Origin of the sequence: Bordetella sp. 02P26C-1 (assembly GCF_009763255.1) — a bacterium.
Lineage (GTDB): Bacteria > Pseudomonadota > Gammaproteobacteria > Burkholderiales > Burkholderiaceae_B > Bordetella_A.
On record NZ_WSJB01000028.1, the window covers coordinates 116,127 to 131,536 of the forward strand.

The window sequence follows — 15,410 nt, forward strand, 5'->3', positions numbered from 1 at the left end:
TTAGACCGAATGACGGGGCATCGATAGCATTCCGGAATCTTGATGGCGCATGTCGCGCCGGTATTCCTGGAGATACGCGTGACCCAGAACGCTTCCGCTACGGGCGCACGCCGTTACCGCGTCGGCTTCGACGTGGGCGGCACTTTCACTGATTTCACGCTGCTGGCCGAGCACAGTGGCGAGCTGCATTACTTCAAAGTGCCTTCGACCCCGCACGATCCTTCCGAGGCGATTCAAACCGGCTTGGCGCATCTGATGCAAGCGCACGACATCGCCGGTTCGGAGCTGGTGCACGTAGGCCATGGCACGACCGTCGCCACGAATATGGTGATCGAGCGCCGTGGTTCGCGTTGCGCACTGGTGACCACGCGAGGCTTTCGCGATGTGCTGGAAATCGCCCGCCAGACGCGCCCGCATCTGTACGACTACAACGTCACCAAACCAGCCCCTCTCGCGCCCCGCGAATTGCGCTTCGAAATCACCGAACGCGTCGCCGCAGACGGCACGGTGCTGCAAGCGCTGGATGAAGCGGAAGTCATTGCCGTCGCGCAACAGCTCGTTGAAGCGAAAGTCGAGGCCGTGGCGATCTGCTTCATGCACAGCTATCGCAACCCGACGCATGAACAACGCACGCGCGACATCCTCGCGCAATATCTGCCCGATGTGTACTTGAGCGTATCGAGCGAGATCCTGCCGGAGTTCCGTGAATATGAGCGTATGTCCACGACGACGCTTAACGCCTACGTCGGGCCACGCATGGCGTCGTATATGCGTAATCTCGTGAGCTCGGTGCGCGACATGGGCGTGACCACACCGCCCACGACCGTGCATTCGAACGGCGGTTTGATGTCTGTCGAGGCCGTTCTTACCGCCCCCGTGCGCACTTGCGTATCGGGGCCGGCTGCCGGCGTGATCGGCGCGGCCGAACTCGGACGCGTGGCCGGGACGCCGAACCTCATTACCTTCGATGTGGGCGGCACCAGCACGGACGTGTCCTTGATCGCCGACCTGCAGCCGCTATTCACGTCCAGCCGCCTGGTGGCCGATTACCCGGTCAAAACGCAGATGGTGGATGTGCATGTCATCGGCGCCGGCGGTGGCAGTATCGCTCGCATCGACGATGCCGGCGCGTTGAAGGTTGGCCCGCAAAGCGCGGGCGCCGTGCCCGGCCCCATTGCCTATAACCGTGGCGGCACGATCGTCACCATCACCGATGCCCACGTGGTCCTCGGCCGCCTCAATCCGGTCTCGTTGCTCGAGGGCCGTATGGCGGTCTACGCGGAACAGGCGCGAGATGCCATGCGCAAACAGATCGCTGAACCGCTGGGCTTGAGCCTGGAAGACGCGGCCTACGGCATTTTGCGCATCGCCAACTCCAACATGGCGCGCGCCGTGCGCGCGGTATCGACCGAACGTGGTCACGATATCCGCCAGTTCGCCCTGTGCTCGTTTGGCGGCGCCGGTGGCCTGCATGCTGCTGAACTCGCACGCGACTGTGGCATCACCACGCTGCTGATTCCGCAAGAGCCCGGCACCATGTGCGCACGTGGCATTTTGCTGTCTGATATCTCGATGGACTTCGTACAGACCTTGATGGCGCATGCCACCGACACGCAATGGTCTACCGTACAGCAAGCCCTCGACGCGCTCGCCGAGCGTGCGCGCGAGTGGCTGGACGGCGAAGGCGTCGCGGCTTCGAACCAGCGCCTGTCCGCCGTCATCGACGCCCGCTATCAAGGCCAGAACTTCGAGATCCCCATCCCGCTCGATGGCATGACGTTGATGCAGCTCGAAACCTTCCTCGCCACGTTCCGCAATGCGCACGTCCGTGAGTACGGTTACGACGCCGAAGGGCGGCTGGTCGAGATCGTCAACTGCCGCGTGCGTGCCGTAGGCATTGTTCCGCGCGCACCGCTGGCCAAAGTCGCTGGCGGCACGAGTCTGGAATCCGCGATCAAGGAACGTCGTCAAGTCTATTTCGAACAGACCGGTTGGGTCGACACGCCGATTTATCGCCGCGCGGCCCTGCCAGTCGAAACGCCGATTCAAGGCCCCGCCATCATCGAAGAAATGAGTTCCACCACGGTGGTCCTGCCCCAGCAAGTGGCCCAGGCGGATCAATACGGCAACCTCATCATCAACCTCCATGCCTGACGCGACTGCCATGACCAAGCAATCAAATTCCGCCGCGGACGCCTTCGATCCCATTGAAATGGAGGTGTTTAGCAATCGGCTGCTGTCGATCACCGAGGAGATGGGCAACACGCTGATCCGCTCCTCGTTTTCGACCAACATCAAAGAACGCAAAGACTGCTCGGTGGCGCTTTTCGACGCCGCGGGCCGGCTGATCGCACAGGCTGCGCACGTGCCGGTGCATTTAGGCTCGCTGTCGGGCGGCATCGACGCCGTGCTGCGCCGCTATGGCGCCGATGGCATCAAACCCGGCGATGCCTTTCTGTGCAATGACGCCTACCTGGCCGGTGGTACGCACGCTCCGGATATCACCGTCATCAGCCCGATTTTCTGCGACGGCGTGCTGCGATTTTTCGCGGCTAACATCGGCCACCATACCGATGTGGGCGGCGCGGTTCCCGGCTCGACCTCGCATCATCTGAAAACGGTGTGGGAAGAAGGCATCCGCCTGCCCGCCATGCGCATCGTGCGCCAAGGCGAGCTCGATATCGACTTGCTGGAAATGATCGCGCACAACACGCGCGAACCCGACAACCGCATGCACGATATCCGTGCGCAGATCGCAACCAACGACAAGGGTGCGAAACTGATGCTGGAACTGGTCGAGCAATCCGGCTTGCCCACCGTGCTGTCAGCGATTGAAGGCATCTTGCAATACACGGAGCGGCGACTGCGCAATCGCATACGCCAGTTGCCGGATCAAACGGTTTCGTTCATCGAGCGCATGGACGACGATGGTCTGGGTGGCGACCCGGTGACCATCCAGGCCAATGTGCATGCGCGCGATGGCCAACTCTATGTCGACTTCACGGGCACCAGCCCGCAGGCGCGCGGCGCGTTTAACCTGCCCGCCAGTGCGCTCAACGCAAGCGTCTATTTCGCGGTCAAGGCCACGCTCGATCCGGAGCTGATGCCTAACAACGGCCTGTTCCAACCGATTACGATCAGTGCCCCGGCCGGCACCATCACCAATCCGATATTCCCCGCCGCTATCGGCGCTCGCGTGACGACCGCGCAACGCGTCGCAGGCACGGTCATTGGCGCGATCGGTCAGCTGTTACCCGGTGATCGCGCGATGGCTTCGTGCAATGACGTGATGCCGTCGATGCTGTTTTCCGGGCCGAAACGCGATGGCAACGGCACATTCGTTTATCTGGAAACGCTCGGCGGCGGCGCAGGTGGCAGAGCTCAAGGCGACGGCATGGATGGTATTCAGGTCCATGTGACCAACACCTCCAACCTGCCCGCCGAAGCGCTCGAAATTGAGTACCCCTTGCTCGTCGAGGAGTATGCGTTAGTGGAAGACAGCGGTGGCGCCGGCCGTTATCGTGGAGGCATGGGCATCGCTCGCCAGATCCGGTCCCTCGACGATCGTCTGACCTGCTCGGTGCGCTGTGATGCCGCGCTGTTTGGCGCGGCCGGTCTGAATGGTGGCTTGTCCGGCGGAACCTCGCGGGTCGTGCTAAATGCCGGTCGCAGCGACGAGAAACGCCTGTCCAACAAAATATCGGGGTACGCTCTACCCGCGGGTCAATCCGTTCGCCTGGAAACCCCGGGAGGCGGCGGATACGGTGCCCCGGCAGAGCGCGAGCTCTCCGCCATTCGCGATGACGTACTGGGCGGCAAAGTCAGCCGTGCAGCCGCGGAGCGTGACTATGGCGTCGAACACGTCGCCCGCGCGCTGGGGAACCAAGCATGATGAACGGCGGAGAGCTCCTCGTCGCGCAACTACAGGCCTACGGCGTGCGCCGCGTCTTCATGGTGCCAGGCGAAAGCTTTCTGCCTTGCATCGACGCGCTATACGGACGGCGCGATGTCATCGAATCCGTCGTGTGCCGCCAGGAAGGCGGCGCGGCCTACATGGCCGAGGCGCACGGCAAACTGACGGGCGAACCTGGCATTTGTTTCGTGTCGCGCGGCCCGGGTGCCACGAACGCCGCCATTGGCGTACACACCGCACGCGAAGACTCCACGCCAATGATTTTGTTCATTGGCCAGGTTGGCACAGACACGGTAGACCGCCAGTGCTTTCAAGAGGTGGACTATCGCGCCATGTATGCGCCCCTGGCGAAATGGGTGGCGCAAATCGAACGTGCGGACCGCATTCCTGAGTACATCGCGCGCGCCTGGGCCATCGCTACCAGCGGCAGGCCCGGCCCCGTCGTCCTCGCTTTGCCCGACGACATGCTGGCGCAGACCGTTGATGCGCCGCTTGCTCCGCTGCCCAGGGCCTCACAAGGCAGTCCCGCAAGCAACGATATGGTGCGGCTGCGCGAGCTCATCGAATCGGCAGAGCGTCCCTTACTATTACTAGGCGGCGCGCGCTGGTCGGATTCTGAGCGTGACACCATCCGCGAGTTCGCCGAACGTTTCGATCTGCCAGTTGCCACTGCGTGGCGGCGTCTCGAACTGTTCGACAACGATCATCCCAACTTCGTGGGCCAAGTCAGCGCCAGCATGCCGGCGCACCAGAAAGATGTCGTGACGCAGAGCGATCTGGTCATCGCACTCGGCACGCGCTTATGCGAACCCACCACGATAAATTATCAGTGGCTTGCTTCGCCCGTACCGAAACAAACGCTCGTGCATATCTATCCCGATGCCAACGAGATCGGCCGCCTCTGCGTGCCCGCTCTCGGTATCGTCGCAAGCGTGAGCGGTTTCGCCGATGCCGTGCAGACCCTGCATCCTACGGCAGGATGGCAACCTCGCCGCCGTGGCTCGCAAGCGATGCAAGCGGCCGCCGAGATGCCACCCATGCCGGGGCCGCTGGATCTGAACATCGCCGCGCGTCATGTCGCCAGTACCTTGCCGGCCAACGCTTGCGTGACGGTCGGCGCGGGCAACTACGCGCTCTATGCGCATCGCCACATTGCGTTTAAAGGCTTAGGTAGCCAACTCGCGCCCGCCGTGGGCGCCATGGGCTATGGTTTGCCCGCCGCGATCGCGGCCAAGTTGAATAAACGCGATGCCGCGGTGATCTGTTTCGCCGGCGACGGTTGTTTCCAGATGACGATGCAGGAAGTTGGCACCGCCGCACAGTATCGTTTGGGTATTGTGATCCTGGTGTTTAACAACGGCCTGTTCGGCACGATACGTCTGCATCAGGAACGCGCTTATCCGGGCCGGCCCCTGGGCACCGATTTGGTTAATCCCGATTTCGCGGTCCTGGCGCAAAGCTATGGCGGGTTCGGTCGCGTGATCACCCGTACCGAGGACTTTGCCGCCGCTTACGATGCCGCGCTTGCGTTTGCGCAACGCGAAAACATGCCGGCCATCCTTGACCTGCGCTACGATGCCGACCTGATTTTGCCGGATCGCACGCTCACTCAGATTCGCAAAACGAGTTAATCCGCATGACTGCTCTGCTGCACCGTGTGCGCGCGCCCGATGCCCCTCGCGTGACATTCACCTGGAATGGGCAACCCCTCACTGCCCAGGAGGGAGACACCATCCTGACCGCCCTCTTGCTTGCGACCGACCACGTCCGCCGCACGATCGGCGACAACGTGCCGCGTGCGGGATTCTGTCTCATGGGCGCTTGTCAGGATTGTTGGGTGCAGACTGAGCAGGGACAGCGGCTGCGCGCCTGCTCCACACCGGTTGAATCCGGTATGGCGCTGGTCAATGCCTTGCCCGGAGAACTGCCATGTCGATAGAGACCACAAGCGCTGCACAAATGGTCATCGTCGGTGCAGGTCCCGCCGGTGTACGCGCTGCTCAAACGCTGCTGCAACATGGCGTGCGTCCCGTCATCATCGACGAGGTGGCACTCCCTGGCGGACAAATCTATCGTCAGGGTCCAGCCGGTCGTGCGCACGCGCGCCACCGCTACGGCTTTGAATGGAAACGCGCGCAAGCCATCCATGCGGCGGGCGCGGACAACGCTGCGCGTGCGGACTATCGTGCACAAACGACCGTGTGGAATGCCGTGCCCGGCCAGCTCGACGTCATCCACAACGGACACATCGATTCGATTCCATACACCCATCTGCTGCTCGCCACGGGCGCAACGGATCGCGTACTGCCGTTTTCTGGCTGGACCTTACCGGGAGTCTTTACGCTGGGCGGGGCGCAGATCGCATTGAAGAGCCAAAACTGCCTGTTTGGCCCGCGCATTGTTTTCGCGGGCACCGGCCCCTTGCTGTATCTGGTCGCCTACCAATACGCGCGGGCGGGCGGACAGGTTCTGGCGGTTCTGGATAGCGCACCACAATCCGCACAGATTCGCGCGATGCCCGCCTTGCTGAATGCCCCGCTGACGCTGGCCAAGGGCATGTACTACCTGTCATGGCTGCGCACGCATGGCGTTCCTATCCACCATGACGCGCACATCACCGCCGCGACGGGCACTGGCCGTGTCGAAGGCGTGAACGCTTTGATTGGCGGCTCCACTCGGTTTATCGCGTGCGACGCTATCGCCGTCGGTCACGGACTGCGTTCGGAAACACAATTGGCCGACCTGCTCGACTGCGATTTCGACTTTGACGACGCACAGCGTGCGTGGCTGCCACGCCGTGACGCGGACGGCCGCAGCACGACGCCCGGCGTTTACCTCGCGGGCGATGGTGCGGGCATCCAAGGCGCCATCGTCGCGGAATGGGCCGGCGAACGCGCCGCGCTAGCAATGCTGAATGATGCCGGTGTTCCCATCGACAAACATCGGATCGCGCCTCTGCAGCGTAAACAAGCCGCCTACGCGCGTTTTCGCCGGGGCCTGTATCAAGCCTTTCCGCAGCCCGCGGTCCCAAAGTCTTGCGACGATAACGTCACGGTATGTCGCTGCGAGAGCATCACCGCTGGCGCGCTGCGCAAGGCGGCGATCGAATACAACATCACCGACCTCAATCGACTCAAGGCCTTGACCCGCATCGGCATGGGCCTATGCCAAGGTCGCATGTGTCACACGGGCGCCGCCGAACTCCTGGCTCAATGCCAAAACGTACCGTTGTCATCCATCGGTCGCCTGCGCAGCCAAGCACCCATCAAACCGCTAAACCTCGCTGCATTAGGCGAAGCCTGCTGATCCACGCGCGCGTCGAACCTCTATCGTTCATCCATCATGACAGTCATCCACACGGAAGTTGCCATCATCGGAGCCGGTCTGGTCGGCTCGAGTGCGGCCCTCGCGCTGCGCCGCGCCGGCGTGCCCGTGGTCTTGATTGAACGCGGACTCTGTGGCGCGCGTGCCAGCGGCGTGAACTTCGGCGGCGTGCGTCGCCAAGGCCGATCAATCGAACAACTGCATCTTGCCCAACGGGCTCATACCATTTGGGCACGCCTGCCCGAGCTCCTTGGTACAGACGGCGAATACATCCGGTCGGGCCATCTCAAGTTAGCCCGCTCCGAAGCGGATCTCGAAAAGCTCATTGCCTACCGCGACAAAGTGCGCGACTTCGATCTGGGTCTGGAGATTCTGGATGGCGCCACGCTACGACGCCTTTTCCCCGCGCTTAGCCCCTCCATCGTGGGTGGCTCGCTCTGCCCCGAGGATGGCCAGGCCAACCCTCGCCTCGTCGCACCAGCTTTCGCACAAGCGGCCGTGCGCGCGGGTGCACGCTTGCTAGAACATTGCGCCGTCACGCAGATCGAACCCGTCGGCAACGGCTATCTCATCACTGCGGAAGATGGCCGACGCATCCGGGCCGAACGCGTGGTGAATGCGGCTGGCGCCTGGGGCGCCGTGATCGCGCGCCATTTCGGCGACGAGATTCCGCTGCAGATCAAATACCCCACGATGTTGGTGACCGAGCCGCTAACGCCGCAGATATCGGTATCTCTCGGGGTCGAAGGCGGGGGCTTCTACGCACGCCAGGTGGCACGCGGCAACGTGGTCATGGGCGGAGGCTATGGATTCGCCATCCCGGGTGACCGTTCTCGGCCCGGCCCGGGCGCTCTCGTGGAGCTCGGGCGCACCGCACCCACCATCATTCCGGCGCTCGCCCATGCCCAAGTCATTCGCTGCTGGTCCGGCATCGAAGGCTATTTCAGCGACAAGAACCCCGTCATCGGCTTTAGCGCCAAGGCGCCACAAGTGATTCACGCATTCGGCTTTTCCGGCGGTGGCTTCCAGATATCGCCAGCCGTGGGCGAAGTCGTGGCGGAAATGTTGACGGGCACGGGAAAACTCATGATGGCGGAACGATTCGCCGTCGACCGCTGGGCGGCAAAGTAATTGTCCCGGCCGTCTCGCATCCGGCCGATCCACTTTCTCATCTCTTACAACGCGCATCCGGCCTTCCGTCCGCCAGGTTCAGGACGAAAACACCTGGAGGCCGTTTCATTTCTGAAGACGCATCCACGGTCGCAAATCCCCGCGCGAATCCCCAATGCGTGGAGATAGACGCCGCCCGCTATTTCGATTTTTTAGAAGTAACCAGACCGAATAATTTCACTTTCTCAAATTGATCGGTGTCGGTAGTCTTGCGACATGATGACGACGTACCCGCCGACAACACCGTCCAGCCAGGCCGCTTACGAAGCTCGCACCGACGGGCTTCCCGCAGCAATTCGCAAGGCGCTCAATCTCAATGATTTCGAGCGTGCCGCCGCCCGCTATCTTCCAGGACCATTGCGTGAATATGTGCTGGGTGCAGCCGAAGACAACCGGTCGCTGGCGGCCAATCGCGAGGCTTTTCAGCAATATCAGCTGATCACGCGGGTGCTGGCAGATGTTTCTAGTCGTTCTACTCAGACCACCCTCTTTGGCCGCAGCTACCGCGTGCCTTTTGGCGTAGCGCCCGTTGGCATCAGCGCCTTGCTGGCTTACGAGGGTGATCTGGCGATGGCCCGCGCCGCACAACAAGTCGGCGCTTGCATGATCATGAGCGGATCATCGCTGATGCGTCTGGAAGATATTCACGAGAACGCTCCTGGCAGTTGGTTCCAGGCATACCTGCCCGGTGACGCCGCGCGCCGCTCCGCCTTGATCGAGCGTGTCCGTCGTGCCGGTTATGAGACGCTGGTCATCACCGTGGACATCCCCGTGTGGGCCAACCGCGAGAACAATATCCGCGCCGGCTTTTCCTTGCCGCTGCGACCATCGCTCCGTCTGGCATGGGAGGGCGTTACCCATCCGGGCTGGCTGACGCGCACGCTCTTGCGAACCCTGACCACGCGCGGCATGCCGTATTTCGAAAATTCCTTCGCCGAACGTGGCGCGCCCGCCTTTTCCGCGAAGGCCGTACGCGATACCACGGGCCGCGATCATCTGACCTGGGGCGACATTGCAACGATACGCCGTCAGTGGCGCGGCAATCTCGTCATCAAAGGGATTTTATCGGTGCCCGATGCCCGTCAGGCACTCGCCGTCGGTGCGGACGGCATCATTGTTTCGAACCATGGTGGCAGGCAACTCGACGGCGCTGCCGCACCCTTGCGTGTATTGCCCACCATCGCCGATGTCGTTGGCCAACGCATGACGGTCATGATGGACGGTGGGATCCGGCGAGGCAGCGACGTGCTGATTGCTCTCTCATTGGGAGCCCGCTACGTCTTTACCGGCCGCCCCTTTATATGCGCCGCCGCGATAGGCGGTCAGACCGGCGTTGTTCGCGCCAGCGAACTGCTGCACGCCGAGATCGATCGCAATATGGCCATGTTGGGGGTCAGCCGTTTGAACGAGCTCGGGCCGCATTGTCTTCTACAGGTATAAAGCGCACTCAAAAAACTTCAAAATGATGAGGAGAACTTCATGAAAAAGACCACTTTGACCGTCCTGCTGGCCGCATTAGGCGCCGGACAGATAACCCCCGCCGTCGCAGAGTCGTTCCCCAACGCGCCCATCACGGTTGTCGTGCCGATGGCCGCGGGCGGCCCCACCGACACAGCGGCGCGAGCCATTCAGCAAGCCATGGGCGCGGCCCTGGGCCAATCGGTCGTCATCGAAAATAAAGCCGGCGCCGCCGGCCTGATCGCCATGAATTTCGTCCGGCGAGCCACACCCGACGGCTACACGCTGGGCGTGGCCTCGGCAACGACCCATGCCATCGCGCCAAACATCTATACCGAATCGCCCTACGATTCCGTGAAGGACTTCACTTTCATTGGCGGCCTCATCACTGCGCCCGGCGTGCTGGTGGTCGATAAATCGGTTGCCCCCAACTGCGAGATGAAGGCATTCCTCGAAACGCTCAAGGCCAATCCGGAGAAATACTCCTACGGTTCGGCAGGCGTGGGCTCGCTTTCGCATCTGAACGGCGCTCGCTTCCTGCAAGCCACCGGTACCAATATGCTGCATGTGCCCTATCGCGGTCTTTCCAACGCGATGAACGACTTGTACGCGGGGCAGGTTCACGCAGTGTTTGACAATGTCAGCTCGGCGATGACCCATATCAAGAGCGGCAAAGTGTGTGCGCTGGCGGTGCAAGCCCCCAAGCGCCTGGAAAGTCTGCCCGACGTGCCGACCTATGCCGAACTGAATATGGAAGAGCTGAACAAGCCGACTTGGTACGGCTTAGTTGGCCCAGCCGGAATCCCGAAAGAGCGTGTCGAGGCCTTGAATCAAGCATTGAACAAAGCATTGGCCTCTCCCGAAGTCGTGACGCTGTACGAGCGTCAGGGCGTAGCAGCAGCGCCCGGTTCCGCGGACGACTTCGCCAAAAAGGTAGCCAGCGAGCGCCAGATGTGGGCGGATACGACCGCCGAAATGAACTTCGAAAAATTCTCAGTGAAGTAAGGAAAATCAAATGTCTGAACAACACGACCGATTGTCACTGAGTGGTGTGCGCGTACTCGACCTGACCCGTGTGCGCGCGGGCCCCACGGCTGTGCGCGTCCTGGCTGACTGGGGCGCCGATGTGGTCAAGATCGAGGAACCTGTCGATCCCGAGCACGAGAACGAGATGGGCGGAATGCGCCTGGGTCCCGACTATCAGAACCTACACCGTAACAAGCGCAGCGTCACCCTGAATCTGAAATCCGAAAAAGGACGCGCGTTGCTGCTGGAACTGGCGGCGCACGCTGATGTGCTGGTAGAGAACTATCGTCCCGACGTCAAGCAACGACTGGGTATCGACTACGAAACGCTGCGAGAGCGCAACCCGCGCCTGATTTACGCCAGCATTTCCGGCTTCGGTCAGGACGGCCCCTACGCGCGGCGGCCTGGCTACGACCAGATCATTCAGGGCATGAGCGGCATGATGTCGGTGACCGGATTGCCGGGCCAAGGCCCGGTGCGGGCCGGCATCGCCATCGCCGACACGACTGCCGGCTTGTATGGCGCCTTGGGCATTTTGACCGCGCTATACGAACGCGAAAAAACCGGTCACGGCCAATGGGTTCGCACCTCGCTGCTCGAATCCATGCTTGCGACCATGGATTTTCAGTGTGCCCGATATCTGGTGGCCGGCGAAGTACCGAAGCAGGTGGGCAACGACCACCCAACCATCATCCCGACCGGCGTTTTCGATACGTTGGACGGCAAAGTCAACATTTGCGTATCCGGCACGGTGATGTGGAAACGCTTCTGCATGGCGATGGGCCGCGAAAGCTGGCTCAGCGATCCGCGCTTTGCCACCAACAAAGCGCGCTCGGCCAATCGCCACGAGCTGAACGCGGAAATCGCACAGATCTTCGCCACGCAGACCAATGGATATTGGATCGAACACCTCAACGCCAGCGGTCTGGCATGCGGGGCAGTGAATAACGTGCAAGAGGCCTTCGAGGACGAGCAGGTACAGCACCTCGGCATCGCATGGCCGGCCAAACACGAAAAACTGGGCGATATCCGTCTGGTGGGCCAACCTTTCCGTATCGGCGATCATCAGCCCGGAGTCCGGCGTGTGGCCCCCATGCCAGGGGAAGACAATGCATCCATCCTGGCCGAGATCGGCATCGAGGGCGAAGCCCTGCAGCAACTGAGGAACGAACATGTCATCTGATAACCACGGCCGCATCCGTATCGAAGTCGATCAACACCTGGGCCGCGTCATCATTGACCATACGGTCAAGCACAACGCACTCACCTTCGACATGTGGCAATCGCTGCCGGGTCTGCTCGACGAGCTCGAAAACCACGACGGAATACGCGTCATCCTGTTCGAAGGTGCGGGCGACCGCGCCTTCGCGGCCGGCTCGGACATCTCGCAGTTCGGGGAAAAACGCAACTCCGAAGAAAACGTACGCCTCTATAACGCCACAGTAGAACGCGCCATGCATCGTATCGGCGCGGTGCGTAAACCGACCATTGCATTTATCAATGGATACTGCTTCGGTGGCGGCGTAGCGATCGCCTTGCACTGCGACATGCGCTACGGCCTTGAGCAGGCGCAGTTCTGCATCCCGGCCGGTAAAGTCGGTGTCGGCTATCACGAACTGTGGCTACACCGTCTGACGCAGTTGGTAGGCCCGGCCAATGCCAAAGAGATCATGTTTACCGCCCGCCGCTACTCTGCGACGGAAGCCTGCGCAATGGGCCTGATTAATCGTATTCAGTCGCGCGACGACACGATCGCGCTGGCCCATACCATTGCGAGTCTGGCGCCCTTGACGCATCGCGCCAGCAAACTGGCGATCGAGACTTCCGCTTCCCCCGAGGCACGGGACTGGCAGGCTTGCAAAGACGCAATCTTCGATTGTTTCCGCAGCGGCGACTATATCGAAGGGCGCGAGGCATTCACGGCCAAACGCGCACCGGTGTTCCATGGAAAATGAAGGCGCCATCACGTCCGAGCAGCGCATCCTCACGATTGCTAACGATGTGCTGAAAAGCGCGGGCCTGCCTGGCGTGCCTGCGTTCACCTTGACGGCACCGTGCCCGCGTTTGGATTCGCCGTTGCCGCTGGCAGAAATCGCGGCAGCCTTCCAATTGGCCGTCGCGCATGCAACGGCCGTGGTTGCCACCGAGGCCGGTGCCAGCCCACCCGCAACCCAAGCAGATCGCTACGAAGTCTCGCCCGCGCAAGCGCTGGCGGGATTAGAGCCGACCCATTTTCAGCGTATCCATCGCCACCGGTTTCCCCAGTCATCGCACAGCCGAGAACTGAAATCGGATTTCTATGCGACGGCGGACGGACACTGGTTTTTAACTTCAGGGTCGTACCCTCATCTGCGCGATGGCACGCTGGCATTGCTGAACTGCGCAAATACGAAGTCTGCGATCGCAGCAGCAATCAGCCGGTACAGCGCAGATGAATTGGAGGCAACGGCCGCCGAGCGCGGGCTGCCGGGCGCGTACGTCCGCACACCAGAATCCTGGCTGAGCAGCGAAGCAGGAAGGGCTACGGCGGCCTCACCGCTGTTGATGCAGCGCGCGCTGCGTCCCGGCGCGGCGGTCCGCGCAGATCTGGCGAGTCAACGCGTGCTTGATCTATCGCATGTGATCGCCGGCCCCATAATCGCCCGGCATTTCGCATTGTGCGGCGGTGATGTTCTACGAGTATCCTCACCCGCACAACCAGACCCTTTGCCACAGATCCTCGATACCGGAATCGGCAAGCGCAATGCGTTCGCCGATCTGCATGAGCCGGGCGATCTGGCCCACGTGCAAGCGTTGGCTGAACAGGCTGATGTGATCGTCGACTCATGGAGACCTGGCGCGCTCGCCCAGTTCGGACTTGACGCTGATGACATCGCACGTCGTGGCGGACGCGACTTTATCTATGTTGCCGTCAGTGCATTCGGACCTGCTGGCCCTTGGGCGACCCGCAAGGCATTCGATCAAGTTGTACAAGCGGCCACGGGCATCGCTGCGCTACATGAGAAAGATGGCAAACCGTCCTTGTCCCCCACGCGCTTGCTGACTGACTACCTGACCGGCCAGTTGGGCATTGTCGGCGTGCTAGGCGCGCTGCGCCAGCGTCAACGTCACGGCGGCAGTTGGACGGTACAGGTATCATTAGCACGCGTAGCGACGTATTTATTAGCCTGGGCAGACCCTGCGCATCGGGGCGACGACAAATTCGATGCTCTTGAGCCAAGGATGATTACGTACCAAGGCGCATTCGGCGCGACGCATCATGTCGCCCCTGCCGTCAATTCCCTCGGGATGAAGACAGGGGAAATTTGCGGTTCGCAACCACTGGGCAGCTCGCCGGCGACTTGGCGCAGCCCTTGATTTCCCGATGACACTCAAACAGCTCGAAGCGTTCTACCTCGCGGCCACCAGCCCAAACTTCATGGTGGCCGCCGAACGCTTGCACATCTCTGTCTCGACACTATCCAAGCGCATCACCGACCTCGAGCACAGCTTGCGCAGCATTCTCTTCGACCGAAGCTCGCTACGCGCTCGTCTGACCAGCGAGGGAGAACAGTTATTGCCCCACGTAGAACAGCTACTCAAACAAGCGAACTACATCGTTGGCCTTGGCCGGCAAACTGAAAGTTTACGGGGACGATGCCATTTCGGCGTGGGGGAATTAAGCGCACTGACCTGGCTTGCGTCCTTCATTGCCCAACTGCAAAAAGCGCATCCCAATTTGCAACTCGACCCCGTGGTGGAAGCCGGCAGCTCATTAGGTAACCTGGCCCGCCGCGTGGCGGAAGGGGATCTTGATTTTGCGGTAGTGGCCAACCGTCCAACGGATACTCGTATCAAAGCCGAATTCCTGGGCAGTGCCGGGTTCGTCTGGGTCTGCGCGCCGGACCTCGCACGCGAGCGCGAAGGCAGGCTCTCAGCCATGTTGCCCGATGTGGCTTTGATCTCGCTGCCCCCCTCCAGTGGCACTGCGCTCATCATCGAGCAATCTCTGCGTTCCATTGACGCCCTGGTAACTCGACGTCTGCACTGCAACAGTTGGGCGGTCATTGCCCAGTTGCTTATACAGGGGTTGGGCTTGGGCGTACTGCCGGAATCTTGGGCGAATCAACTTGTTGAAGCGGGCACGTTAGTACGGCTGCGCGGCGTGCCACCACTCGCGGCGTTAGATTACTTTCTCATTTCGCGCGAACGCGATTTACGGCCTTTGGTAGGTGCATGTCTCGATATCGCCTGCCAAGTGGTGAACTTCAAGCCGCAGGACGTCAGCGTTTTGCATAGCCCCGTGAACGGACACACTGTATCCTGAGGCGCACTTCAAATAAATAAAGCCCGACGAATCGTTTCGTCGGGCTTTTTGCATGGCTTTTAGGATGCGTTATAGCGTGTATATGCCGAGTCTTTGGGCGTGGTTAAGGCGCCGCCGCAAAGACAAAACCCCACCGGAGATCTCCGATGGGGTTTTGAGGATAAGAGCCTGACGATGACCTACTTTCACAAACGAATGTTCACTATCATCGGC

The 15,410-nt window shown here is 61.4% G+C and carries 12 protein-coding genes; all 12 read left to right on the forward strand.

The genetic code is table 11. The annotated features are described in order from the left end of the window. Positions 1-42: 42 nt before the first annotated feature. The 12 genes from GOQ28_RS16385 (at position 43) to GOQ28_RS16440 (ending at position 15,197) form a co-directional block, all read left to right on the forward strand. Positions 43-2,154: a hydantoinase/oxoprolinase family protein gene (locus GOQ28_RS16385; protein WP_160357204.1), complete on the forward strand. Its 2,112-nt coding sequence runs from the start codon at positions 43-45 to the stop codon at positions 2,152-2,154. A 10-nt stretch (positions 2,155-2,164) separates the two neighbouring features. Then, complete coding sequence (locus GOQ28_RS16390) at positions 2,165-3,892, forward strand: hydantoinase B/oxoprolinase family protein (protein WP_160349235.1); 1,728 nt, start codon at positions 2,165-2,167, stop codon at positions 3,890-3,892. Then, a complete protein-coding gene (locus GOQ28_RS16395) occupies positions 3,889-5,544 on the forward strand; it encodes a thiamine pyrophosphate-dependent enzyme (RefSeq protein WP_160357205.1) in 1,656 nt (551 codons plus the stop codon). The genes GOQ28_RS16390 and GOQ28_RS16395 overlap by 4 nt, the downstream gene beginning before the upstream one ends. Before the next feature lie 5 nt (positions 5,545-5,549). Further along, positions 5,550-5,852, forward strand: coding sequence for a (2Fe-2S)-binding protein (locus GOQ28_RS16400; protein WP_160357206.1), 303 nt, complete (start codon positions 5,550-5,552; stop codon positions 5,850-5,852). Further along, a complete protein-coding gene (locus GOQ28_RS16405) occupies positions 5,843-7,219 on the forward strand; it encodes an NAD(P)/FAD-dependent oxidoreductase (RefSeq protein WP_160357207.1) in 1,377 nt (458 codons plus the stop codon). Before GOQ28_RS16400 ends, GOQ28_RS16405 begins: the two co-directional genes overlap by 10 nt. 36 nt (positions 7,220-7,255) lie before the next feature. Next, a complete protein-coding gene (locus tag GOQ28_RS16410; RefSeq protein WP_160357208.1) occupies positions 7,256-8,368 on the forward strand; it encodes an NAD(P)/FAD-dependent oxidoreductase in 1,113 nt (370 codons plus the stop codon). Between the two features lie 255 nt (positions 8,369-8,623). After that, positions 8,624-9,847: an alpha-hydroxy acid oxidase gene (locus tag GOQ28_RS16415; RefSeq protein WP_442862111.1), complete on the forward strand. Its 1,224-nt coding sequence runs from the start codon at positions 8,624-8,626 to the stop codon at positions 9,845-9,847. A 39-nt stretch (positions 9,848-9,886) separates the two neighbouring features. Further along, positions 9,887-10,870, forward strand: a complete 984-nt coding sequence (locus GOQ28_RS16420) for a Bug family tripartite tricarboxylate transporter substrate binding protein (protein WP_160357209.1) — start codon at positions 9,887-9,889, stop codon at positions 10,868-10,870. A gap of 10 nt (positions 10,871-10,880) precedes the next feature. Next, entirely contained in the window at positions 10,881-12,074 is a 1,194-nt protein-coding gene (locus tag GOQ28_RS16425) for a CaiB/BaiF CoA transferase family protein (protein WP_160357210.1), read from the forward strand. After that, positions 12,064-12,846, forward strand: coding sequence for an enoyl-CoA hydratase-related protein (locus tag GOQ28_RS16430; protein ID WP_160357211.1), 783 nt, complete (start codon positions 12,064-12,066; stop codon positions 12,844-12,846). Before GOQ28_RS16425 ends, GOQ28_RS16430 begins: the two co-directional genes overlap by 11 nt. Beyond that, on the forward strand, positions 12,836-14,248 hold the full coding sequence (locus GOQ28_RS16435) for a CoA transferase (RefSeq protein WP_160357212.1): 1,413 nt from the start codon (positions 12,836-12,838) through the stop codon (positions 14,246-14,248). The genes GOQ28_RS16430 and GOQ28_RS16435 overlap by 11 nt, the downstream gene beginning before the upstream one ends. 7 nt (positions 14,249-14,255) lie before the next feature. Further along, positions 14,256-15,197, forward strand: coding sequence for a LysR family transcriptional regulator (locus tag GOQ28_RS16440; protein ID WP_160349225.1), 942 nt, complete (start codon positions 14,256-14,258; stop codon positions 15,195-15,197). Positions 15,198-15,410: the final 213 nt, after the last annotated feature.